This window comes from Acinetobacter sp. GXMZU3951 (assembly GCF_054457875.1).
Genome location: NZ_JBTLFO010000002.1, coordinates 57,618 through 82,222, shown reverse-complemented (window position 1 = coordinate 82,222; position 24,605 = coordinate 57,618). Strand labels below are relative to the sequence as shown.

Here is a 24,605-nt window from a genome sequence, read left to right as displayed (position 1 = left end):
TTGTCTATCCTGATTCAATTGCGGCGTGCGCCCTCATTGTTGGTTGAATTTCTTAAAAAAACAAGAAAATGATTGAAATAATGACTCATGGTTTTCGCATCATATTGCGTGCCTAACTTGTCGAAACGCTTATAACCCATTTGCGTGGTGACGTGAATCACCCCGTTCAAGGTTTTATCCACCATGACATTAAATTTCAGCATCTGTTTCGGAATTCGAATCAGATGGGTCACCCCTTGATCGACAATGTCGGTAAATGCATGAAGTGCTGGCATGACAGCCTCATTAATCCCCTGTTGCATTTGTTCGGCATTACTCAGTAGTGCCTCTACACTTTGTGGATCGACAGGATAGGATAAGAAGTATTCCCCGTCTTGCTCCGACATCAAACCATGTAAATAATTCACCATTGGCAGCAAGCGTTCATTACCAAAAAGTGACACTGACCAAGGCATATATTTACGCGTGGTTTGCATAATATGCTGAATCACGCGAGCCGATTCCTGATCCCCCGACTGCGACACACGCGTAATCTCGCCAAAGACCTGATCAATCACTTCATAAGATATATCCGCCAGCACCTCCCCCAATGCCTTGGCTAAATTGTCATTTTGCCCTTGATTGAGTTGCTGATGAATGTCCTGAAAACGTTGATGGGTTGCTGATTTCAACTGAAGTGAAATAACATAACTCATTCTATTTTTTCCTTTTTATCAAGTTCTGCGATCTGATGCGCAGTCGTTCTACAAGCTTCATCATAAAACCTATCACCTGCCGTGACAATTGCAGAAACAAAGCATTTGACGAACATCCCAAAGCCCTTATTTTTTTGCTACACTAGGTGCAATTTTTTATTCACTTTTTATCTGTTCTGACTATGACTGATTCTGCGCAAAATATTGCTACGACTTACGATCCGACTGAGATCGAGAAAAAATGGTACAAGACTTGGGAAGACAAAGGCTACTTTAAGCCATCGGGTCAAGGCGATTCATTCTGTATCATGATTCCGCCTCCGAACGTCACAGGCAGCTTGCACATGGGTCATGGTTTTAACAATGCCATTATGGATGCCCTAACGCGCTACAACCGTATGTCAGGTAAAAATACCTTATGGCAACCGGGGACTGACCACGCAGGTATTGCAACCCAGATGGTGGTTGAACGTCAGTTGGGCGCGCAAAACATTAGCCGTCATGACTTGGGCCGTGAAAAGTTCATTGAAAAAATCTGGGAATGGAAAGAACAATCGGGGGGCACCATTACTCGTCAAATCCGTCGCTTAGGTTCTTCGGTAGATTGGTCACGTGAACGCTTCACCATGGATGAAGGTTTATCCAATGCAGTGAAAGAAGTGTTCGTTAAACTACATGAAGATGGCTTAATTTACCGCGGTAAACGCCTCGTCAACTGGGACCCGAAACTGCAAACTGCTCTTTCTGATCTTGAAGTTGAGTCAGACAAAGAAGAAGCAGGCTCATTGTGGCACTTCAAATACTTCTTTGAAGATAAATCACTGCGCACGCACGATGGTAAAGATCACATCGTGGTGGCGACGACTCGTCCTGAAACATTACTCGGTGATACAGCGGTTGCAGTGGCACTGGATGATGAGCGCTATACGCATCTTGTCGGTCAAAACATCATTCTGCCAATTACAGGTCGTGCCGTTCCTATCGTTAAAGATGAATACGTTGATAAAGAATTCGGGACAGGCTGTGTAAAAATCACCCCTGCACACGACTTTAATGACTATGAAGTCGGCAAACGCTGCGAATTGCCAATCATCAATATCTTCAACAAAAATGCGGAAGTATTGGCTGAGTTTGAATACATCGCCAAAGCGGGCGAGCAAATTTCTAAAACCATCGCTGCACCAGCAGACTATATTGGTTTAGAGCGTTTTGCTGCACGTAAGAAATTAGTTGAACAAGCCGAAGCTGAAGGCTGGTTAGACCAAATTCAACCGTATACCTTGAAACCACCTCGCGGTGACCGTTCAGGCGTGATCGTTGAGCCATTATTGACCGACCAATGGTATGTGAAAATTGCACCACTGGCTGAACCTGCCATTGAAGCAGTGAAAGATGGTCGCATCAAGTTCGTACCAGAGCAATACAGCAACATGTACATGGCATGGATGAACAACATTCAAGACTGGTGTATTTCACGTCAGCTCTGGTGGGGTCACCGTATTCCAGCTTGGTACGATACACAAGGTAATGTCTTTGTGGGTCGTGATGAAGCGGAAGTGCGTGCCAACAACAACATCCCTGCGGATGTGGCACTCAGCCAAGATGAAGATGTACTGGATACATGGTTCTCATCTGCCCTGTGGACCTTCTCGACTTTAGGTTGGACGGGCGACAAAGCTAAAGATGCGGAAAACTATTTCCTCAATACCTTCCACCCGACGGATGTGTTGGTAACAGGTTTTGACATTATCTTCTTCTGGGTCGCGCGCATGATCATGATGACCATGCACTTCATGAAGAATGAAGATGGCACGCCACAAGTTCCGTTCAAAACTGTGTATGTCCATGGTTTAGTGCGTGATGGTGAAGGCCAGAAGATGTCTAAGTCGAAGGGTAACGTACTTGACCCATTAGACTTGATTGACGGTGTAGACCTTGAAACTTTGGTACAAAAACGTACCACTGGTTTGATGAACCCGAAACAAGCCGCGAAGATTGAAAAATCGACCCGTAAAGAATTCCCAGAAGGTATTCAGGCTTACGGTACAGATGCGGTGCGTTTCACCTTCTGTGCGCTTGCCAATACGGGTCGTGACATCAAGTTCGACATGAAGCGTGTTGAAGGTTACCGCAACTTCTGTAACAAGATTTGGAACGCCACTCGTTTCGTGTTGATGAATGTTGAAGGTCAAACTGTGGGTCAAACTGCACGTCCTGATCTTTGGGAATTGCCTGAACAGTGGATTATGAGCCGTTTACAAAAAGCGGAAGCTGCGGTTCAACAAGCCTTTGCAACTTATCGTTTAGACTTGGCTGCTCAAGCAATTTATGACTTCATCTGGAATGAATACTGCGACTGGTATGTGGAATTGACCAAGCCAGTATTGAACGATGCAGAGGTGTCTGAAGAGCGCAAAGCGGAAGTTCGTCGTGTGTTATTAGCGGTGATGGAAGCATCTTTACGTTTAGCGCACCCAATTATGCCGTACTTGACTGAAGAAATTTGGCAAACGCTTGCGCCAATGCTCGGCATTCAAGGTGAAACCATTATGACTGCGGCATACCCTGTGCCTGCTCAAGAGAAAATCAATGAGCAAGCAGAAGCGGACATGCAGTGGTTACAAGGTTTGATTGGTGCGGTACGTAACATCCGTGGTGAAATGGGCTTAGGTAATGCACGTTTATTACCAGTTCTGCTTCAAAACACCACTGAAGCTGAAAAAGCACAGATCACGCGTATTGAAGCGTTGTTTAAAGCTTTAGCAAAAGTTGAAAGCATTACCTTCTTGGCTGATGCTGAACAACCGCCATTGTCTTCTTCCTCTGTTGTAGGTCACGTGTCTGTATTTGTTCCAATGAAAGGTTTAATTGACCCGAAAGCGGAATTGGGTCGCCTACAAAAAGACTTAGACAAAGTACAAAAGCAGCATGACCAAATTGCAACTAAATTGGGCAATGAAGGTTTTGTGGCGAAAGCACCTGCTGCTGTAGTTGAAGGCGAGAAAGCGAAATTGGCTGAGTTTGCTGACCAGTTAGCGAAGATTAAAGCGAATATGGAGCAGATTGCGGCGCTGTAATGTGTTGGTAATTTAATCTAAATTATTGTATAAAGGGCTGATTATTCAGCCCTTTATTTATAATAGAACAAATGAAAAATTCAATATTAATTCTAATGTGCATATGCATACTAACCGCATGTGATCGTGAAATTCATACTATACAAGTAGAAGATAAAACAGTTCAGTCAGAGCAAATTAAAAAGCCTAAAAATATTCAAAAACCTGAAAAAAATCAAAATTTAGTCAACAATCCAACACCTTTACCAAATGGTTATACTGTTGATATTACTCATTTAAAAAAACCAATGCTGATCGACTTTAATGGTGACAAAAAGCCTGATGCATTTCGTGTTCTGAAAAATCCCAAGAAGAATGGAATGAAATACTTATTTGAATTTCGTATTGCAGATAGTGATCAAGTTTATTTTTATGAAAATGATGATGAAGGGTACGATTTAGATGGCTTTGGTGTATTTGAAATTGCGCATAAAGGTGAGAAATTTGTAGATATGATGCAGCTTGATAATGCTGATATGACTCCTTTTGAGGAGGCCCCTCAAAAAGCTCGAATTATTTTAAAAAATGATGCAATTACAGTAAATGTTCTCGAAGATACCTGTGCTACTTCGCTATTTTACTTGAAGGATCATAAAATAAAGCGTGCTTTCCTTTGTTAACCAGATCCAATGCAACATAATAATCTTGAGCCAAACATACCAAATCAAGGTTTTGTGGCAAAAGAAGTTGATGAATACGCAATACGGCACAAACAAAACAGCCAGATGAACTAAATAAGTTCAACTAGACATATACACCCCACTTTACAAATGAATAAATACAAGGCTGTTTTACTATGCAAAAAAGACTGATTTTCATCTCATTGACGGCAGCAATGATAAGTGGTTGCACTCATTCAAATATTGAGGAAACATACTCCAAAATTCTACAGTCACAACCAAAATGGAAATTGGAAAAGTCTGATGACACCAGAAAAACATTCATTGATACCACGTTAACTTTTGACGAAGATAAATCTCCATTCTTGCGCGTTAAAACGCTTGGGGGTAAGTATGGTACTTCTGAAACAGTCTATATCTATCGATTGGACTGTGAAAACCAACGAGCAGCAAACTATTACCGCTTTTTAAACGACAGACCAGGCACTTACAAAGACCCTGACGACTATGGTTACATTGAGCACAGATCAGGCAATGTCGAAGAGAGATTCTTTTACAACCCTATTCAGCCAAAATCCATTGAACGGCTGTGGCGCTCATTTCCGTTGGGCGAAGATTTATTCAAAAATACTTGTAAACTTGATGCCTCGACTGTGAAGCCGCAGAATAAGATAATGACACGGTGGGCGTATCTCGAAGATTTATCAAAAGTTACCTTTTCCGCCACGTATGTAAATATGGATCAATCCACTCAATTGAAAAAGAATGGTAAAGGTGACTTAACGCTTAAATCATTTGATCCTGGCATCGCTGATGTCATGAGTTCGAGAGAAGATAAGCTCAAGATCGATTGTGCAGCTGAGATAGTTACAATGAGGGAGTCGATCTTGCGTGATAACGATTTTGAATATGCCCCTTCTACTGATCAAACCCATATCATCTATCATCGGGTCTTCAATGCGGATATCACGGAACGACTCGACAGTACTTCACTATCAGAGGCTTTAATTGAACATTACTGCAAGTAAAAGTTAGCGAAATATGCTACTAAACAATTGTATTGGTGGCATATAGTCTATCTTGTAGTGGGCTTTATATATGTTCTGAACTTCTTGATTTGAACGTTTGATTTTTCTTGAACCCAGAAATAATAGTCCATATCAATTTCAATAACAGACACGAAGTACCTATAAAACCAACGTAATATTAACATTGTAAATTTAATAGTTATTCGATACTCAACGTACCCTCTCCTTTCGGGAGATGAGCAGTACTGCTGCGCAAGGGGAGAGGTGCTTTTAAAAAAGCTTACAAAGCCCCATGCCCCAACAACATCTCCACCCCACTCACCTTTTTCATATGCTTTAAGCGTTCTTTTTCCCACTTCAACTGCTGCTTTAACTCAGTACAGTCTGCATCTATGGCTTTATACACATCACTCATATGCACATGCTCCGCTTTCACTTTCTTCGACAACTGAAAAGAATCTAAAATCTCAGTAATTTGGCTTTCAAGCTGCTGACTTTGCGTATCCAACGCCAGTTTATAAAACTTCACTTGCTCCGCAGATAACGCTTTCGCCCCTACGCCTTTATTCTGTTCAAGCCGTAATTGAAGTTTCAGCAAATAAAATAAATCCTGCTGTTCATAGGCCTGACTGGCTTGTTGGAACAACTCAGTTTTTTCCTCTTTCTTACTTTCGTCTTGTTCACGGTCTGGGTGAATCATCGCGGCAATTTTTAAATATACAGTTTTCAGCGACTGCGCTGCCATCTGCTCCGCTTGTTCTCGCTTTTGTTGCTGTCTTTGCTGTTTGGCTTGTTCACGCGCTTGTTGCTGCTCAGCAGCATAGTGTTCAAAGTTATCTTCAAATAATTCAGTTTGTTCTTCAGTTTCAGACTGATCGACTTCTACTTGCTGCGTTTTTTTAATTTTCTTTGCGGACTGTTGTGCATGTTGCTGATAAAAATTATAAATCTCATCGACAAGTTGTAGCTGCTCGTTGGAGAGCATTTTCGAATGCTTCAACATGCGCGCACGCTGGGCAATGCTTTCATCCAGTTGCTGCATATCGGCTTTGGAAAATTCATGCTGGTGTAGCACATCCCAAAGCTGTTGCAACTGCTGAAATAAGACACCATGCAGTTCGTTATAGACAGGCAGCAGTTTTTGCCGTGTATGTTGTTGAATTTCGGCTTGGGCATTTTGCCATGTGGTAAGGCTGATTTTTTGCTGTTCAATTTTATCAATCAGGCGATTCAGCTTTTTCTGCTGTGGAGACTGTTCCGCCCTTTGCTGTACGCTGACTTTAAGATCGAAGGACATCGCCAATCCCCACTAAAAACAAGCACTATAGCAATATTCAAGTCAGGGCGAAACGCCAACACAATATACAAACAAGACCATCATTTCAGCTGCTGTATAGGCATGTGCATTATTTATGGGCAACTGAGCAGCGTGGATTTCCCCATCAAATAAGTGTGCCCAAAAATTCAAAATTGCCGATTAAATATACAATCAGTAGCATAAATAGATATCCCTCATCAGATAAAATAACTATTTAATATTTTAAATTCAAATAGATAGTATTAAAAACACATCTTAGACATTGAATTTTCTTGCTGACGCTGTTCTTGAATTATTGTTTATTTATATTAAAAACATTATGTTATTTAATATCACAATCTTGCTTAGGCATAGTTTCTGCTTTGTTCACTGATGGCTTCGTCCATGACGCTTAAATTTGTTTAAATCTTAGACAGTTATCATTAACAAAGCATCAACAATCTAGGCTTCGCAAGCGGTTAAAACTCGCGCTAAGATGAAGTGAAAGCTGTTTGTCTAACAAACAGATATATGCAAAAAACAAATAAGCTGATGGATATTCAGTCAATAAATAAAGCGAATGATGACAACAAAACACAAGGAGTTTTATCTATGTTACTTAAACGGTCTCTAACCTCTCTATTCTGTGCCAGTACCTTAGTACTTGGGCTGAGTGCTTGTAGTGACAAATCACCAAGTAGTAATGAAACAGCGACCAAAGACAGCGCGACTTCGGGGACTTTAGACAAAATTAAACAGTCTGGCACCATTGTGCTTGGCTACCGTGACTCTTCTATTCCCTTTTCCTATATTGCCGATAATCCGAACCAACCTGTCGGTTATGCCCATGATTTACAGCTGAAAGTGGTGGATGCCGTAAAACAAAAACTGAATATGCCTGACCTGAAAATTCGCTATAACTTGGTCACCAGTCAAAACCGTATTCCTTTGGTCTCGAATGGTACAGTCGACTTAGAATGTGGTTCGACCACCAACAACAAAGAACGTCAGCAACAAGTCGATTTCTCGGTGGGCTTTTTTGAAGTGGGCTCTCGCCTACTCACCGCCAAAGATTCTGGGGTTAAAGATTTTGCCGACTTAAAAGGTAAAAAACTGGTCACGACTGCGGGCACAACCTCTGAACGATATATCCGCCAACATGAAAAGGAACTGGGGATTGGCGAGATTATCTCTGCCAAAGACCATGCTGAATCCTTCTTGATGCTACAAAACGGACGTGCCGCTGCATTTATGATGGATGATATTTTACTGGCCGGGGAAAAATCCAAATCGAAAGATCCCGATCATTGGGTGATTGTCGGAACATCGCCAGTCCATGAAATTTATGGCTGTATGCTGCGTAAAGGCGACCCTGAATTTAAACAAGTGGTGGATGATGCGATTAAATCGGTGTATAGCTCAGGTGAAATTAACAACATGTACAAGAAATGGTTTGAGCAACCGATTCCACCGAAAAACATTAACCTAAACTTCCCGATGTCTGACCAACTCAAAGCTTTGATTAGTGCACCGCATGACCGTGATCAATAATATTGTTGATCACTGATCTTTTATAATTCAGGCAGGTTCAACACCTGTCTGATAGAAAGACTGGAGCTCCTATGAACTATAGCTGGAACTGGGGCGTATTGTTTCAATCTACTGGTGTCGGTGACAGTACCTATTTGAACTGGATTTTAACGGGTCTAGGATGGTTACTGGTCATTGCCCTTGTGGCGTGGTCAATTGCTTTCGTGTTAGGCAGTCTGCTTGGCATTATGCGTACGCTTCCGAACAAAACTGCTCGTGCCATTGGCACAGCCTATGTGACCATTTTTCGTAATGTCCCATTATTAATTCAATTGTTTATTTGGTTTTATGTGGCACCCAATTTTCTACCCGGCTCGCTGCATGACTGGTGGGTGAATGACCTGAGTGCCAGTACCAGTGCACTGATTTCCGCCAGTATTGGTTTAGGCTTATTTACCGCAGCGCGGGTGTGTGAACAAGTCCGCACAGGGATTGAAGCCCTGCCGACTGGACAAGTCAATGCAGGCTATGCCTTGGGTTTTAGTACGGCACAGCTGTACCGTCACATTATTTTGCCGCAGTCATTTCGCACTATTTTGCCACCATTAAGCTCGGAACTGACCAACTGTGTGAAAAACACGTCAATTGCATCACTGGTTGGTGTGGCAGAAATTATTTCGCAAATGAAAACCATCAGCGAGTACACCCAAAACACCATCGAGATTTATACCTACGTCACCATTATTTTTATTGTGATTAATATCTGCCTGATTCAATTGATGACGTTGCTGGAAAAACGCTTACGCATTCCAGGCCTAATTGCGGGAGATAAATAATGGATTGGCTCACTGCATTTTTTCAAGATTTACATCTCTCTGCGCCTGCTTTATGGCATGGTCTGAGCATTACTTTAAAAGTTGTGATTCTAGCTACGCTGGGCGGGATTTTTATTGGTACCTTGCTGGCGCTGATGCGGCTTTCTTCGATCCGTGCCCTGAATTTAATCGCGCAGGCGTATGTGAATTTGTTCCGTTCCATCCCCTTGCTGCTGGTGCTGATGTGGTTTTACTTTGCGGTCCCATTTTTCTACACCGCGATTACGGGAACTTATCTAACCATTGATACCGCATTGGTGTCGAGTATTGTGGCGTTCATGTTGTTTGAAGCGGCTTATTTCTCGGAAATTGTCCGCGCAGGCATTCAGTCCATTCCCAAAGGTCAAAGTGCTGCAGCCTATGCTTTAGGCATGAATTATAGTCAGTCCATGCGATTAATTATTCTGCCGCAAGCCTTTCGGAAAATGACCCCGCTGTTACTGCAACAAACCATTATCTTGTTCCAAGATTCCACCATGGTCTATGCCATTGGCTTGCTGGATTTTTTCCGTACCAATTATGTCCGTGGCGACCTGATGTCATTATTGACCCAGTACATTCTATTTGCCGGTCTGGTTTACTTTAGCGTCAGTGCCTTGGCGACATTTGCCGTGAAAAAACTACAAAGGAGATTAAAAGTATGAGTGATAAAAAAGTAATGATTGATCTCCAAAACGTCAGTAAATGGTATCAAGATTTTCAGGTGCTGACCGATTGCAGCACGCAAATTTGCCAAGGCGAAGTGGTGGTGGTCTGCGGCCCTTCAGGCTCAGGTAAATCCACTTTAATTAAAACCGTTAATGGTTTGGAACCCTTTCAAAAAGGGCAAATTTATGTCGATGGCATTCCCATTGCCGACCCGAAAACCGACCTGAACAAACTGCGTAGCCGAGTGGGAATGGTGTTCCAGCATTTTGAATTATTCCCGCACTTAAGTATCACTGAAAACCTGACCATTGCCCAGATTAAAGTATTGGGGCGCAGTGCAGAGGAAGCCAAGAAAAAAGGACTCGCCTATTTGGATCGGGTTGGTCTGAGTTCCCAAGCCAGCAAGTACCCAGCGCAACTTTCGGGCGGTCAGCAGCAACGGGTTGCAATTGCCCGTGCATTGAGTATGGACCCAATTGCCATGCTGTTTGATGAACCGACCTCGGCACTCGATCCAGAAATGATTAACGAAGTACTGGATGTGATGGTTGGACTGGCAAAAGAAGGCATGACCATGATGTGCGTGACCCATGAAATGGGCTTTGCCCGCCAAGTGGCAAATCGGATTATTTTTATGGATCAGGGAAAAATTGTCGAAGACTGTACCAAAGATGAATTTTTTAACACTCCGCGCGGAGAACGTGCTCAGCAATTCTTAGATAATATTTTGCACTAAACCCTGTCTCACCAAGTGCTGGCATGTTGCTGCACTTGGTGAACGAATACCACTGCAAGGCTCGCTGCAACCCTCCCCAATCACTCTGCTCTCAGCTCTGAGTCCATCCACTGATGCTCTTGATAAGCGGGCTAATCAAATAGACCATCAGTCTTATGGATTTTCTGAACAATAATTTAATTTATCACTATGATTTCTAATTTAATTCTTCTAAATCTCTAATTTTCTTGTATTTAAAATATGTCAATTACAGCACTGTTTTAAGTCAATACGCACTATTTTCCACCCAATTCATCATAATTTCATCAAAATTGGTGCATTTTTTGCTTAGCTATTTTCATGAACGGAGTATTTTGAAGAAGGACTCCAATTTTTAGATTTACTAAACTATTTTGGTGCAAAATCATTTCCCATATTTGTACCTAAAGTCGTATTTAGCACTTTTTTCGAGCAAACTATGCAAGATATCGATTTACTTTTTCTACTGCTAGGCGCAGTGCTGGTACTGGCAATGCATGCTGGTTTCGCATTTTTAGAACTCGGAACAGTTCGACATAAAAATCAGGTCAATGCCCTCAGTAAAATCCTGACTGATTTTGCACTTTCTGCAATGGCATACTTTTTTGTGGGTTATTACATTGCCTACGGACACCATTTTTTCCACATGGGTGCAACCTTAGCCGCTGATCATGGTTATAACTTGATGCGTTGCTTCTTTTTATTAACCTTTGCTGCGGCCATTCCGGCCATTATTTCGGGCGGGATTGCAGAACGAGCCAAAATGCGTTCCCAAGCAATTGCCACCTTATTACTGGTGGCATTGGTTTATCCTTTTTTTGAAGGGATCGTCTGGAACGGAAACTTAGGCATACAAGCCTGGTTAGAGCACACTTTTGGTGCACCATTTCATGACTTTGCAGGTTCAGTGGTCGTGCATGCCATGGGCGGTTGGATTGCCTTAGCCGCGGTGATTCTTTTGGGTGCGCGCCATGGCCGCTATAAAAAAGATGGCCGTGTCAGTGCACATCCGCCCTCTTCCATCCCGTTTCTTGCGCTAGGGTCTTGGATTCTGATTGTGGGCTGGTTTGGCTTTAACGTCATGAGCGCTCAGCGTTTAGATGCCATTTCAGGTATGGTCGCGATTAACTCCTTGATGGCCATGGTGGGTGGCACCATTACCGCCAACATGATCGGTAAAAATGACCCTGGATTCTTACACAATGGCCCCCTCGCTGGCTTGGTGGCGATTTGTGCAGGCTCAGACATAGTGCATCCTTTTGGTGCATTAGTGATTGGTGCCATTGCGGGCATCATCTTTGTGAAATTCTTCACCTATACCCAAAACAAACTCAAAGTCGATGATGTGCTTGGGGTTTGGCCCTTACACGGCATTTGTGGCGCATTTGGTGGCTTGGCTGTAGGCATTTTCGGACAACAATGGTTAGGTGGCATCGGTGGCGTTTCCATGATGTCACAAGTAATCGGCACACTATTTGCGATTGCGATTGCGCTGGCTGGTGGCTTCGTGGTTTATGGCGGCTTAAAAGCATGTATTGGCATTCGTCTATCACAAGAAGATGAATTCCGTGGCGCAGATTTGTCTATTCACAAAATTTCAGCCAATTCCGATGACAGTATGTTTTAATCTTGTTCATTTTCTGCATGTTGCAAAGCGATTCTAAAGAATCGCTTTTTTTTATGGATGCTCTACACATAGAGACCTCGCCCAACCATCCGTGCTTGAGCACATAATTCTGCTGCTACTCCCCTGCGTTTAAGATTCAATTAAGTCTGCCTTAAGATCGCTTTGCTCTAATCAGTGCATCGAATCTTTCTCAGCTCGGCAAGATGATGTCAGAATTACAACGATTTAGTCTGTCCCAAGCCCTGATTTTATTGATCAGTTTTTTATTGCTACAGACTTTTTTTCCTGTCGCAGGACAACTCGACTTAAGCCTCATTCAGCCTTGGACAGGACTACATGGTGAGTTTCCTTGGCGCTATAACTGGTTTTTGGAAACCCTAAACCATCGTTATATCAAAAATCTCATTATTTGCTGTGATGTCTTTTTTTTGGGTCTTTGGCTTGCCAGTTTCAAATTGGAAAGTCTTGCCCCGCAGCGTTGGCAATATGCCTATCTGTTTTTCTTGGTTATCTTCAGTAGCAGTATGATTGGTATCCTTAAATCCCAATCAGGACATGCCTGCCCTTGGAATATGACCGATCCCACGGCTACAGGATTCCTGTGGAATTTTAGCCTGCGGCACGGGCACTGTTTCCCGGGCGGACATGCCGCCACTGGCTTTTCCCTAATGGCAGGCTTCTTTGCTTTTCGCCAAAGTCAGCCCAAACGGGCTTATTTTTATTTGCTTGCAGGCTTGATATTGGGCTTTGCGATGGGCTGGGCACAAATGATGCGTGGCGCACATTTTCTTAGTCACAATCTTTGGACGGCGTGGGTCATTTGGAGTTGTAATGTTTGCCTCTACCCGATGTTTAACAAATATTTAGTGCGTCAAGACATAACACATTCCGCTCAAGTGTCGTCGGACTTACCCGCAGTTCAAGCTATGACAACCACATCAAACAAAGAAGCCGCATAAGCGGCTTCTGGGGAAATCCATTTAAATCGACTTAAGATGGTAAGCAGAGTATCTGTACCATCTGCGCTAAATAGACCCGTATCGATTGCAGGGTATTATAAAACCGCGATCTTGAAACATCTGGGTCTAAATGACCGAACTGAGGCTATCCATTCAAACAAGCAAAATGCTTATCTTACAAAATGAGCCTGCATTTATTCATGGACCGGCTGATTTTGCGGAAATTGAATCTGTACAAATAATCCACCCAAGCTTTCACTGCGACCAAACTGGATTTTTCCACCGAGGTGTTCTGTCGCTTTCTGCACAATCGACAAGCCCAAGCCACTGCCCATTTCCAAATGATGATGAATCCGATAAAACCGCTTCATAATCTGCTGATACAGCTCAGGTTCAATGCCGGGTCCACTGTCCTCAACTTGAATCATCGCATTGCCATCTTGAGAAAAAATAGACACATTAATCACGCCACCTTTAGGTGTGTATTTAATCGCATTATCAATCAAATTATAAATAATGGAGCGTGCGGCAAATTCAATCCCATACACCACAACTTCTTCCTGCCGTTCCATACCCAAATCAATATCTTTTTGCAAAGCCACATGGATTAATTGCTCAACACAATTTACGGCCACTTGGTTTAAGTAAAAGGGATGCAAAGTGACAGTATCTAGGCTGCTGGCATCTTGCTTGGCCAAATCCAGTAACTGGCTAATCAGATGCTGAATACGAATAAGCCCCTGACTTAATTTTTCTAGTGCTGCATGTTCTGGAAATTCGCGTAATAAAATCTGCATCTGTAAATTCAGGGCAGTAATCGGCGTTCTGAGTTCATGTGCGGCATCGGCAATAAACTGGCGTTGTTCCTGCTGTGCTGAAGAAATACGCTCAAAGAGATAATTCATCTCTTGAATGGTAGGAATCAATTCCACAGGATAACGGTTCAAGCGAATCGGACTCAGTTCATCGAGTCCACGGCGTGCAATTTCTTGTCTAAATTCATCCAAGGGTCTGAGGCTACGCAAAATCACCCAGCCTAAGCCCCATAAAATAAAAGGAATCATCAGCAGATAAGGCACAAACATGCTGCCAGCCAATTCCAGTGCTAGATGACGTCGCACAGTTAAAGGCTGACTGACTTGAATTTGATAGGTGTCTGTGGGGAGAACATAGGTTCTCCAGTCACCTTGGCTGGTCGCCTGATCGTAAAAACCGGCCTGATTCACCTGATGTAACAATAAATTAAACTGATGATCTGGCTGCTTTTGTTTTTCCCAGACATCAACAAATAAATCTTCTTCGTGGTAGTGTTTGTGCATGTCGTAATGACTTTTGATCGGCTCGGGATCATGCGCTGCAACACGTTCCGCCAAATTTTGCATTTGCGCATCAATAATTTCATCAATTTCACCTAATGAAATCCAATACGCTGTAAAAATAAGCAATCCACCCAACAATAGACTAAAACCTGAAACAAATAGAATTAAGCGTTGCTTCAGCGACATTTTGGCCCGTTTTTCAGTCCATCGTTGCATCATATTTTTAGTCCAATTTACCTAAACGATAACCCAAACCACGAATCGTCCGAATAAAATCTTTTCCCAGTTTGGCACGTAAGTGATGTACATAGACTTCAATGGTATTGCTATTCACTTCACTGTCAAAGTCATACAGCTTATCTTCTAAATTGGCTTTGGAAAAAATCTTGTTCGGGAAACTCACCAACGGAACCAGAATCGCCCATTCTCGATTCGACAGCTCTAATTCCTGCCCATTCAGCAAGGCAATATGTTGTTCAACATCTAACTCCAAATTGCCATAGCGCAATAAGCTCACTTCTGAGCTGACGGTTTCATGATTGCTTCGACGTAACAAGGCCTGAATCCGTGCCAGTAACTCAACAAATTCATACGGTTTAACCAAATAATCATCTGCGCCCTGATTTAAACCATCAACCCGATTTTGAACCTGATCACGTGCAGAAATAATCAATACAGGCAAGGCTGGAAAGCTCTGACAGATTTTAGCAAGCACTTGCATACCATCCATCATGGGCAGCCCCAAATCCAGCAACACCAGATCAAAAGGCTGTTGCGACAACAGTTTTAACGCATCTAAACCGTTATTGACCCACTCAACGGCATAGTCGTGCAATTCCAGTAAGGTTTTACTGGATTCTGCAATCATAAAATCATCTTCAATCATTAAGATTTTAGTCATTCTTGTTATTCCGACTTAGGCTTTGCCCGTTGAGTTACTATTACATTGTTTTAACATATCATGTTTTTCATCAATCACTTGGGTTTGTACATCCAGTAGACTCAAAAGGGTTGGGAATAAATTGTCCTGACTACGTACAGCCTGTTTTTGTTGTTGCAAACAATTCACTTGCTCAGGATTATGCTGCTGCCAAGCCCCCGAGAACCACATGATCATCGGCACATGTGTTTGTTGACTCGGTGCAATCGCATAAGGTGCACCATGCAAATACATCCCACTTTCACCGGTTGATTCGCCATGGTCGGACAAATACCAGAATCCAATTTGATAACTTGGGATCGCCTTAATCGTTTCAATCACGTCACTAAGCACGTGGTCAGTGTATACAATCGAGTTGTCATAACTGTTTAGCAACTCATCATGACTACAGCCCTGAATTGCATTGGTATTACACATCGGTTTAAATGGCTGGAATTTTTCCGTCGAACGTTTGTAATAGGCAGGACCATGACTGCCCATTTGGTGTAAAACAACCAACTGTGGGGTTTGATCTTGAGCTGGAATGCTGGCGAGGTAGCTTTTTAAGCTATCCACCAAAAGTTCATCCCTACACTCGCCTTCAGCATCACACCATTTTTGTTTTAATGCCGCTGGAATTTCAAATTTGTGTACACGATCACAAGCGCCTTTACAGCCCGAATTATTATCAATCCAAGTCACTTTATAACCTGCACGTTGTGCAATATCGAGGAGACCTTCTCGGTGACTTGCCAATTTTTCATCATAATTCACACGAGGCATGCCCGAGAACATACATGGCACCGACACCGCTGTTGCCGTACCACAAGAACTCACCTGAGAGAAGTTTATGACGTTTTGTTTCGACAATTCTGGATTGGTATTTTTGGCATAACCATTGAACGAGAAACTTTCTGCACGCGCGGTTTCGCCCACCACCAATACCATGAGTTTAGGCAAATTTTGTCCACTGGTTTTTTCAACGCGATGGGCATCCGTTCCATAAGTGACTAAAGGTAGATTTTCTTTCGGGGCTTTCTTTTTATAGTAAGAGCTTAATGATGCAATCATGTTTTGCGGTGAAATCATGCCTTTTAAATCACGGTTTTCACGAAAAATTGCAGCAAAATCGACATAAAAAACAAACAACAATGCCAAGACCATAACCAACGACACGACCGCGGTGATAGATTTTTTCATGACTTGGTGAAACATTGGCTCCGGCTTAATTTGCACCATAATAATGGCTAAAATTGGTAATATGGTTATGCCAAGGGTCCAGGTCAGCAATTGCCATGACCAAGTATCACGTGCTTCAGCCATATCGGTTTGCATTAAGTTTTGAATTTGATCTGGGGTAATTAAAACCCCTAGACTACTGACCGCATAAGAGGCAAATCCTCCCAAAAGCACCAATACAATCGCAATTGGTTTCGCGGTATATCTCCAATTAAATAACTGAAAGATAAAAGTATAGGCTGCAATTAACACACCCGCTGAAGCAGCAACAAATAGGCCCGATTTAAACCCCGTATACGGGGTTAAAGCATGCAGTTTTTCATAAAAAGCATAGTTCAGAAAAACCGCCAACCAAATCGCAAGCAGCGAATTAAAGGTCAAAAGCGAAATTGGTCTGGTCTTGAATTTTTGTCGCAGCATTTGTTATCACAATTAAAAAATCTTAGCCTGTGAGTTAAGATAAAAAAATAAACTTAAAACTGACTTAAAATAAAAAAGGACGCTGCTTTTGCACCGTCCTTTTGAATGGTTTTTTTAGAGTTAAAATTAGAACTTGAATTCTAAGCCTGTACCGACAACAGGTTGTTTCGTTTCAAAATCACCACGCTCAAGTGTTAAGTAACCACCGTAACCATACAACTTCACTTGCTTGCTGAACGCATAGTCTACGCCTGCCATAATTTGGTCAGCATCGTAATCATCAGAGTTATCTTTAAAGCTAGTAGAGTTCGCGCTGTACTGTGCTTTAATGGTCCAAGCTTTCGCAGATGGGAAGTTATATTCCGCACCCACTAACCAGCCATCTGAATTATCAATATTTTGGGCATTTGCTAGGTTTGAAGCATAATCAGATGCTTTAGTATCTGCATATGAGGTTTCTTCTACTTCAGACGTTTGGTAAAGCGCTTTTAATGCCAAACTGTTGTTGAGCACATTTAAGCGACCGATCGCACGTAAAGTATTTGCTGCTGCAAATGCAGTACCCGCAACAGCAGTTGAAACTTCTGGTACTGACGCATTTGTCATACCACGGCCAGCAAACGTCGTTGGTACTGCTTTGTCATATGCCACACCTGCCACAAACATTGGGCTGTCATACACCAAAGATGCAGACCAGGTATCGCCTAAACCACGACCTGCAGCTTTAGAAGCACCATTACCTTTAGCAATACCGCTATCTTCACCAGTTGCAAGTAATGCATTAAATTTGATTGCACCTGTAGGTAATGTCAGTGCTGGTGCTTCATAAACCAAAACATTCGCTAAGCGAGTCTCACCCGTCATAATGCCTGTAATATCTGCTTTATTTGCAACATAGTTATTGAACGTATCTACAACACCAGACAGTTGTTTTAATGGCGTGTCATGTGCACCGACTTTCACTGTACCCAATTTTGCATCTTTTAAACCCACGTAGCGGTTACGAGCAGACCAATCAGTCCCGTCACCATCGGCATTAAAAGCCCATTCAGCTAAATAAACTGCACTTAGGCGATCATTTAATTTTTCATCCCCTTTAACGCCAAGGTAAGAACTGTTTGAACTAACCTCTACAACATCTTTATCTGAAGTACCCGAAGCATTATCTTCTGGTAAATAGTCCACACTTGCATCAATCTCACCATAGAACGTTGGTGCCGCAAAAGTTGAACCCGCTAACAAACTTAAAGCAATCGCTGCTGCAATTTTGGTTTTCATTAATCATTTTCCCTGGTGTTAATTTTGTTACAAATATTACATTGCAGTGACATATTACAAAAGGATGAATTTTTTATTTATATATATGTTTTAATACTTTAGGCTAACTTAGGCCAAACAACTGAATTGTAAGATTATTTTTCAACCACCATCCATCGAAAAATTGTAACAAGACAGAGAATTGCAATAAAAAGGATGAAAAAGAGGTAGTTTGCATAGCCTAAAGCATCTGCAAATACCCCACTCACGCTATATAAAAGGCCGCTAATGGTTGCCATTAAAGCAACCTGAAAGGTGAAATCTGTTGCGGCAAAATTGGGGCGACTATAGTGCATAATCATGGTGAGCATAACGACTAACAGCATGGCGGATACACAATCTTCAGCAGCATTAATCGCATAAATCAGCCATGTACTCACCGCCTGCTGTTGTTCATATTGATAAGCCAACCAGCAATAAGCTGCCAAACACATAATTTTAAGTAAAGAAAACCACCACAGCGCATGAGTACGCGGCATTCGCTTGAGCAATGCACCAGCCAGCCCGGCGCCACATAAAGCCGCCAGCGCCCCCAGCATCGTAATGTACAAGCCTATTTGACTAAAACTTAAGCCCAAATCCACCATCAAAGGTTTCAGCAAAGGGCCAGCCAAACCATCAGCAATTTTAAAAGTACACAGCACCGCTAGCCAACGCCATAAATTCGGGCTGCTACGGTAATACGCTAAATACTGACGGATAGCCCTATATTTTTGTGAGTAAGATAAGGACTGATGCTGAACCGTGTTATTTCTTTTGGGTTCTTGATAACGCCAAATGGGCAAGGTATTCAATAACACCAAAGCGGCGAGCAACCCGAAGCTTATACGCCAATCGAACAGATCTAGCATCCAGAGTACAGCACCACCTCCAATGATAAAGCCCAGACGCGACCCGATCACCTGAAAGGTATTGCCCCAATGCTGCTGCTCAGTTTTCAGAATGCGTACCGCAAGTCCATCGGTAGCGACATCCTGCGTTGCCCCCACAAAATTGATCGCCAGGAGCACAATAAAAAACAGGCCGAGATATAAAGGCTGCTGCAATAAATGAATCGGTAAAAATGACAACACGATCAGCAAAATGACGGTCAATAACTGTGTAGGTACAATCCAGCTACGATAATGTCCACGCTGATTATTGCCCAAGCGATCGACCCATGGTGCCCAGAGAATCTTAATCGACCAAGGCAACATTAACAGACCAAAGCCGCCAATATGAGTTAGCGATACGCCCTCTGCTCTTAGAATAACGGGCAGTGCATGCGTCATAAAGCCGACGGGTAAACCTTGTGCCCAATACAGCGAGAACAATAGCAGATATATATTCTGTGCTATGGGCATGGAGACCATCCGGTTGGTTAATTTTTCACAAAATGCTGAGCATTTTTGCATATTTCGGCTCACATTTTGCCAATGAAGCGCGAGAAGTGAAAGCGTAATATCAAGAAAAACCAAGAATATTTGTCAGGATGACAAGCCCATGTCTGCGTCTCGCTTCCCTACCTTACCGCCGCATGTGCCTGCACGAGGCTCGCGTTGGAGTAAATCTCTTTTCCGGAAAATTTTTCTGGCGCAAGGCTGGTCTTTTGAGGGTGAGTTTCCTGACTTAGCCAAAGCTGTCGCAATTATTTCCCCACATACCTCAAATATCGATGCCTGGCATGGTTTTACAGCCCTCTTAGGTTTGGGAATTCAAATTACCGTGTTTGGTAAGCACACCCTGTTCCATACCCCGCTTAAGCCTTTGCTAGAATGGGTGGGTGTGATTCCTGTTAATCGAGCGACCCCACATGGACTCACCCAGCAAATTATCCAGATTATTCAGAATAAAGATCAAATTTGGGTGGGTATGGCACCTGAAGGTACGCGTAAAAGTGCCAACACTATAAAAAGTGGCTTTTATCGAATTGCTGTTGGGGCACAGATTCCGATTGTGATGTTTGCTTTTGATTATGAAAAGAAAATGATTCGCTGTTTAGGCGTATTTCATCCCTCTGGAAATTTTAATGAAGACTTGCCTAAAATTCTGGCCTGCTATTCGGGACAATTCTCGGCAAAAAATCCTGCATGGTTAGCCAAACCGTTACAAACTCTCGTCAAAAAGTGACTGGAAAAACATGCCAAAATTTGCTCTGATGTGCGCAACTTTTATGCTATTTCGTGTGTAATGACCCAGCTACGTTTTTTCCAATATGGCCTGATTGGCTTACTCGGCTTGAGCCTTGCAGCGTGTGATAAAATTGCCACCAAACCACCTGTAACCACGCCAGTCCAAGCTCGTGAACCTGTTATCGCGATTGCACTTGGTGGTGGTGGGGCCAAAGGTTTTGCACATATTGGTGTACTTAAAGTGCTTGAATCACATGGTATTAAGCCAAAAATTGTGACAGGAACCAGTGCAGGCAGCTTCGTGGGCAGTATTTACGCCAGTGGAAAAACGCCCTACCAATTACAACAACTCGCTCTTCAACTCCAAGAGTCTGACCTACGTGACCTAACGCTCAACAGCCAGGGCATTGTGCTTGGGCAGAAATTGCAAGACTACGTCAATAAAAATGTCAGTAATAAGCCAATTGAAAAATTCCCGATCCGCTTTGCCGCGGTTGCCACCCGTTTGGACAATGGCAAGAAAGCCGACTTTATTATGGGCAATGCTGGTCAGGCTGTGCGGGCATCGTGCAGTATTCCGAATGTGTTTGTACCGACCACCATTCGTGGCACCAAATATGTCGATGGCGGCTTAGTCAGCCCCATTCCAGTCACCACGGCCAAAGCCATGGGGGCCGATATTGTGATTGCCGTTGATATTTCTGCCCGTCCAGTCGGCAATAAACCACTGAATATGTGGGGGCTACTTGATCAAACCATCAATATTATGGGGCAACAGAGCATTAATGCCGAATTAAATCAGGCCAATATCGTTATTCAGCCTAAAGTCGGTCATGTAGGTACACTGGATTTAAAAGCCAGCAATCAATCCATCTTAGAGGGTGAAAAAGCCGCCCAACTTAAAATCAAGGCCATTCAAGGGGCGATCAGTAATTTTAAAAAATCACCAGCCGCCTTTAAACCTGCGCCCAAAGCCAAATTCTAAATAAACACTTTTTTAATTTTCATCATCTTAGACATCTGATACAGTGAATGGTGCGTCTTTTATCATCACCATTCACTAACAGAATACACGAGTAGATGTATGGAATTTGTTTTTGAACCTTGGCATTGGTTTGTCCTCGGTGTTGTTTTAATGCTGTCCGAATTGATCATTCCTGCTTTTGCCGCATTGTGGTTTGGTATTAGCGCTATTTTAGTGGGCATTATCTTTTGGCTTTTCCCATCGCTCAGCCCAACCTTCCAATTGGTCTTATGGATTATTTTGTCCATTCTCTGCACTGTCGCTTGGTTTCGCTTTGTTAAACCGCTTTCGATTGATAAAACACAAGCGGGACTTTCACGCGAAGCCACCATCGGTCAAGTCGGCATGGTCATTCAGGTCAATATGGAACATGAGCAAATCAGAGTTCGGTTTCCTATGCCAGTTTTAGGCTCAGATGAATGGAACTGCCGCACACTGAGCAGCGTTAATGTCGGTGATCGAGTGCGCGTGGTCGATATTCTGGGCAATGACCTTGTGGTTCAACCACATCGTTCCAATAATGACAATCAATAAAAGCGAGTAAACTTATGTCAGCGGGATCTATTATTGTTATTGCGTTGCTGGCCTTTGTCGGCATCACGATTTTTAAAGGGGTACGTATTGTTCCTCAAGGCTACAAATGGATTGTGCAACGTTTAGGTAAATATCACATAACCTTGAGTCCAGGGCTAAATTTTGTCATTCCCTATATTGATGATGTGGCCTATAAAGTCACCACCAAAGATATTGTTTTGGATATTCCTTCACAAGAAGTGATTACCCGTGACAATGCCGTGTTATTGATGAATGCGGTGGCCTATATTAATTTAACCACGCCTGAAAAAGCCGTGTATGGCATTGAAAACTACACCTGGGCGATTCAAAATCTCGTGCAGACCTCGCTGCGCTCGATTGTCGGTGAAATGGATTTGGATGATGCCCTGTCATCACGTGATCACATTAAAGCCAAGCTTAAAGCTGCGATTTCCGACGACATTGCCGACTGGGGCATCACCTTAAAAACCGTTGAAATTCAGGATATTCAACCTTCGCAAACCATGCAGTCTGCGATGGAAGCACAAGCCGCTGCGGAACGTCAACGCCGTGCGACCGTGACCAAGGCCGATGGTGAAAAGCAAGCTGCTATTTTAGAAGCGGATGGTCGCTTAGCAGCGTCTCGTCGTGATGCCGAAGCACAAGTGGTTTTGGCAGAAGCTTCGCAACGTGCCATTGAAATGGTTACATCGGCTGTGGGAGATAAAGAAATTCCTGTGGCATACTTACTTGGCGAGCAGTATGTCAAAGCCATGCAAGAAATGGCGAAATCCAACAATGCCAAGACCGTGGTCTTGCCTGCCGACGTGTTAAATACCATTCGCGGTGTTATGGGTCGTAACCCTTAATTCCGATAAACAATTTCTGATTAGCTTTCAAAGTAATAGGCAGTTTATGACTGCCTATTCTTTTTTTTAGAACAAAAAAAACAGAAAACATTGTGAATTTATGTTTAAATCGCGCCCTTGTTCTTAGGATATTGTTGGCTTTTTGTAATTTTTTGCATTTTAAAAGCCATTTTTCAGTTTGTGATTTGACTCCCAAGGATAAGCGTATGAGTTCACTGAATCCGACCTTAATCACTTTTTTCTTCTATATCATTGCCATGGTTTTTATCGGCCTCATGGCATATCGTGCAACCACCAATTTTGATGATTACATTCTCGGTGGTCGTAGTCTGGGAAGTTTTGTAACTGCACTTTCTGCAGGGGCATCCGACATGAGTGGTTGGTTACTCATGGGCTTACCGGGTGCCATCTTCCTTTCTGGTTTATCTGAAATGTGGATCGGCGTTGGTTTAATTATCGGGGCTTGGCTCAACTGGCTTTTGGTTGCAGGGCGCCTACGTGTACACACCGAAGTCCAATACAATGCTTTAACCCTACCAGACTATTTTTCAAATCGTTTTAACGACCATAAAAAAGTCCTGCGTATTGTCTCGGCATGCGTCATTTTAGTGTTCTTTGCCATTTACTGTGCCTCAGGCATGGTTGCAGGTGCACGTTTATTCGAAAGCATGTTTGGAATTTCTTATACAACCGCGCTTTGGGTGAGTGCAATTGCCACCATCAGCTACGTATTTATTGGTGGTTTCTTAGCAGTGAGCTGGACTGATACCATCCAAGCTACACTTATGATTTTTGCTTTAATTCTCACCCCAATCGTGGCTGTACTCAGCTTTAGTGATACTCAAGAATTAACGCTAGCGCTAGAAGCTGCCCGCCCTCAAGCGATGAACCTGTTTGGGGATTTAAGTGTTGTCGCGATTATTTCGCTAATGGCATGGGGCTTAGGCTACTTTGGTCAACCGCACATTCTGGTGCGTTTTATGGCAGCCGACTCTGTGAAATCAATTCCGAATGCACGTCGTATTGGCATGGCATGGATGATTTTCTGCCTTGCCGGCGCGGTGGCTGCTGGTTTCTTCGGGATTGCTTACTTCCAACAACACCCCGAATTGGCGGCTGCTGTGAATGCCAACCCTGAAACGGTATTTATGGAATTAACCAAAGTGCTGTTTAACCCATGGGTAGCGGGTATTGTCTTGGCTGCAATCTTAGCTGCAGTTATGAGTACCTTAAGCTGTCAGCTCTTGGTTTGCTCAAGTACCCTCACTGAAGATTTTTATAAATCATTCTTGCGCAAAAATGCCTCACAAAAGGAATTGGTTTGGGTTGGTCGTCTGATGGTATTGCTGATTGCCATTCTTGCAATTTGGATGGCAGGTAATCCAGATGCGAAAGTCCTTGGCTTAGTGGCATATGCATGGGCGGGCTTTGGTGCTGCGTTTGGTCCATTAATTATTCTGTCTTTGTTCTGGAAACGCATGACCTTAAAAGGGGCTTTAGCAGGTATGATTACTGGTGCAATGATGGTTATTCTCTGGAAAAACCTGTTCAGTGCGACTGGCATTTATGAAATTATTCCAGGTTTTATCTGTGCCAGCATCGCGATTGTGGTGGTGAGTTTAATGGATAAACCCCCTGCAAAAGACATTACTGAACGCTTTGAACAAGCGGATACATTGTACAAATCATCGCACTAATGTGCGT

Annotated in this window: 21 protein-coding genes; 14 read left to right on the top strand and 7 right to left on the bottom strand. The window is 43.0% G+C overall.

Annotation, left to right across the window (positions count from 1 at the left end; translation table 11 throughout):
• Window positions 1-14: 14 nt before the first annotated feature.
• A complete protein-coding gene (locus ACX17N_RS03495; protein WP_458891194.1) occupies window positions 15-695 on the bottom strand; it encodes a hypothetical protein in 681 nt (226 codons plus the stop codon).
• A gap of 182 nt (window positions 696-877) precedes the next feature.
• Here ACX17N_RS03495 and ACX17N_RS03490 point away from each other — a divergent pair, with 182 nt between their 5' ends.
• From ACX17N_RS03490 to ACX17N_RS03480, 3 genes are all read left to right on the top strand, one after another.
• On the top strand, window positions 878-3,772 hold the full coding sequence (locus tag ACX17N_RS03490; protein WP_458891193.1) for a valine--tRNA ligase: 2,895 nt from the start codon (window positions 878-880) through the stop codon (window positions 3,770-3,772).
• A gap of 71 nt (window positions 3,773-3,843) precedes the next feature.
• Window positions 3,844-4,431, top strand: a complete 588-nt coding sequence (locus ACX17N_RS03485) for a hypothetical protein (protein WP_458891192.1) — start codon at window positions 3,844-3,846, stop codon at window positions 4,429-4,431.
• A 176-nt stretch (window positions 4,432-4,607) separates the two neighbouring features.
• The gene (locus ACX17N_RS03480) at window positions 4,608-5,459 is read left to right on the top strand and encodes a hypothetical protein (protein WP_458891191.1); all 852 of its coding nucleotides are present in this window, start codon (window positions 4,608-4,610) and stop codon (window positions 5,457-5,459) included.
• Between the two features lie 280 nt (window positions 5,460-5,739).
• On the opposite strand, the gene ACX17N_RS03475 is transcribed toward ACX17N_RS03480, so the two are convergent.
• Window positions 5,740-6,756 carry a molecular chaperone DnaJ gene (locus tag ACX17N_RS03475; protein ID WP_458891190.1) on the bottom strand — a complete coding sequence of 339 codons (1,017 nt, stop codon included), beginning with the start codon at window positions 6,754-6,756 and terminating at the stop codon, window positions 5,740-5,742.
• A 612-nt stretch (window positions 6,757-7,368) separates the two neighbouring features.
• Here ACX17N_RS03475 and ACX17N_RS03470 point away from each other — a divergent pair.
• The 6 genes from ACX17N_RS03470 (at window position 7,369) to ACX17N_RS03445 (ending at window position 13,149) form a co-directional block, all read left to right on the top strand.
• The gene (locus tag ACX17N_RS03470; protein ID WP_458891189.1) at window positions 7,369-8,307 is read left to right on the top strand and encodes a transporter substrate-binding domain-containing protein; all 939 of its coding nucleotides are present in this window, start codon (window positions 7,369-7,371) and stop codon (window positions 8,305-8,307) included.
• 71 nt (window positions 8,308-8,378) lie between these two features.
• On the top strand, window positions 8,379-9,122 hold the full coding sequence (locus ACX17N_RS03465; protein ID WP_458891188.1) for an amino acid ABC transporter permease: 744 nt from the start codon (window positions 8,379-8,381) through the stop codon (window positions 9,120-9,122).
• Entirely contained in the window at window positions 9,122-9,805 is a 684-nt protein-coding gene (locus ACX17N_RS03460; RefSeq protein ID WP_458891187.1) for an ABC transporter permease subunit, read from the top strand. Before ACX17N_RS03465 ends, ACX17N_RS03460 begins: the two co-directional genes overlap by 1 nt.
• A 14-nt stretch (window positions 9,806-9,819) precedes the next feature.
• Entirely contained in the window at window positions 9,820-10,545 is a 726-nt protein-coding gene (locus tag ACX17N_RS03455) for an amino acid ABC transporter ATP-binding protein (protein WP_458891597.1), read from the top strand.
• A gap of 457 nt (window positions 10,546-11,002) precedes the next feature.
• Window positions 11,003-12,190: an ammonium transporter gene (locus ACX17N_RS03450; RefSeq protein ID WP_458891186.1), complete on the top strand. Its 1,188-nt coding sequence runs from the start codon at window positions 11,003-11,005 to the stop codon at window positions 12,188-12,190.
• 206 nt (window positions 12,191-12,396) lie between these two features.
• On the top strand, window positions 12,397-13,149 hold the full coding sequence (locus ACX17N_RS03445; protein ID WP_458891185.1) for a phosphatase PAP2 family protein: 753 nt from the start codon (window positions 12,397-12,399) through the stop codon (window positions 13,147-13,149).
• 194 nt (window positions 13,150-13,343) lie between these two features.
• Here ACX17N_RS03445 and ACX17N_RS03440 read toward each other — a convergent pair whose 3' ends face one another.
• The 5 genes from ACX17N_RS03440 to ACX17N_RS03420 all read right to left on the bottom strand — a co-directional run bounded on the left by ACX17N_RS03440 (window position 13,344) and on the right by ACX17N_RS03420 (window position 19,706).
• Entirely contained in the window at window positions 13,344-14,684 is a 1,341-nt protein-coding gene (locus ACX17N_RS03440) for a sensor histidine kinase (protein ID WP_458891596.1), read from the bottom strand.
• A gap of 7 nt (window positions 14,685-14,691) precedes the next feature.
• Window positions 14,692-15,369, bottom strand: coding sequence for a response regulator transcription factor (locus ACX17N_RS03435; RefSeq protein WP_458891184.1), 678 nt, complete (start codon window positions 15,367-15,369; stop codon window positions 14,692-14,694).
• A 15-nt stretch (window positions 15,370-15,384) separates the two neighbouring features.
• Entirely contained in the window at window positions 15,385-17,046 is a 1,662-nt protein-coding gene (locus ACX17N_RS03430) for a phosphoethanolamine transferase (protein ID WP_458891183.1), read from the bottom strand.
• A 126-nt stretch (window positions 17,047-17,172) separates the two neighbouring features.
• Entirely contained in the window at window positions 17,173-18,324 is a 1,152-nt protein-coding gene (locus ACX17N_RS03425; protein WP_458891181.1) for a porin, read from the bottom strand.
• A 134-nt stretch (window positions 18,325-18,458) separates the two neighbouring features.
• The gene (locus ACX17N_RS03420) at window positions 18,459-19,706 is read right to left on the bottom strand and encodes an MFS transporter (protein WP_458891180.1); all 1,248 of its coding nucleotides are present in this window, start codon (window positions 19,704-19,706) and stop codon (window positions 18,459-18,461) included.
• A 139-nt stretch (window positions 19,707-19,845) separates the two neighbouring features.
• On the opposite strand from ACX17N_RS03420, the gene ACX17N_RS03415 reads away from it, so the two are divergent.
• The 5 genes from ACX17N_RS03415 (at window position 19,846) to putP (ending at window position 24,598) form a co-directional block, all read left to right on the top strand.
• Entirely contained in the window at window positions 19,846-20,472 is a 627-nt protein-coding gene (locus ACX17N_RS03415; protein ID WP_458891179.1) for a 1-acyl-sn-glycerol-3-phosphate acyltransferase, read from the top strand.
• Between the two features lie 60 nt (window positions 20,473-20,532).
• A complete protein-coding gene (locus ACX17N_RS03410; protein WP_458891178.1) occupies window positions 20,533-21,459 on the top strand; it encodes a patatin-like phospholipase family protein in 927 nt (308 codons plus the stop codon).
• Between the two features lie 99 nt (window positions 21,460-21,558).
• Entirely contained in the window at window positions 21,559-22,032 is a 474-nt protein-coding gene (locus ACX17N_RS03405; protein ID WP_458891177.1) for an NfeD family protein, read from the top strand.
• 14 nt (window positions 22,033-22,046) lie between these two features.
• The gene (locus tag ACX17N_RS03400; protein WP_458891176.1) at window positions 22,047-22,901 is read left to right on the top strand and encodes an SPFH domain-containing protein; all 855 of its coding nucleotides are present in this window, start codon (window positions 22,047-22,049) and stop codon (window positions 22,899-22,901) included.
• Between the two features lie 206 nt (window positions 22,902-23,107).
• Window positions 23,108-24,598 carry a sodium/proline symporter PutP gene (gene putP / locus ACX17N_RS03395; RefSeq protein ID WP_458891175.1) on the top strand — a complete coding sequence of 497 codons (1,491 nt, stop codon included), beginning with the start codon at window positions 23,108-23,110 and terminating at the stop codon, window positions 24,596-24,598.
• Window positions 24,599-24,605 lie beyond the last annotated feature (7 nt).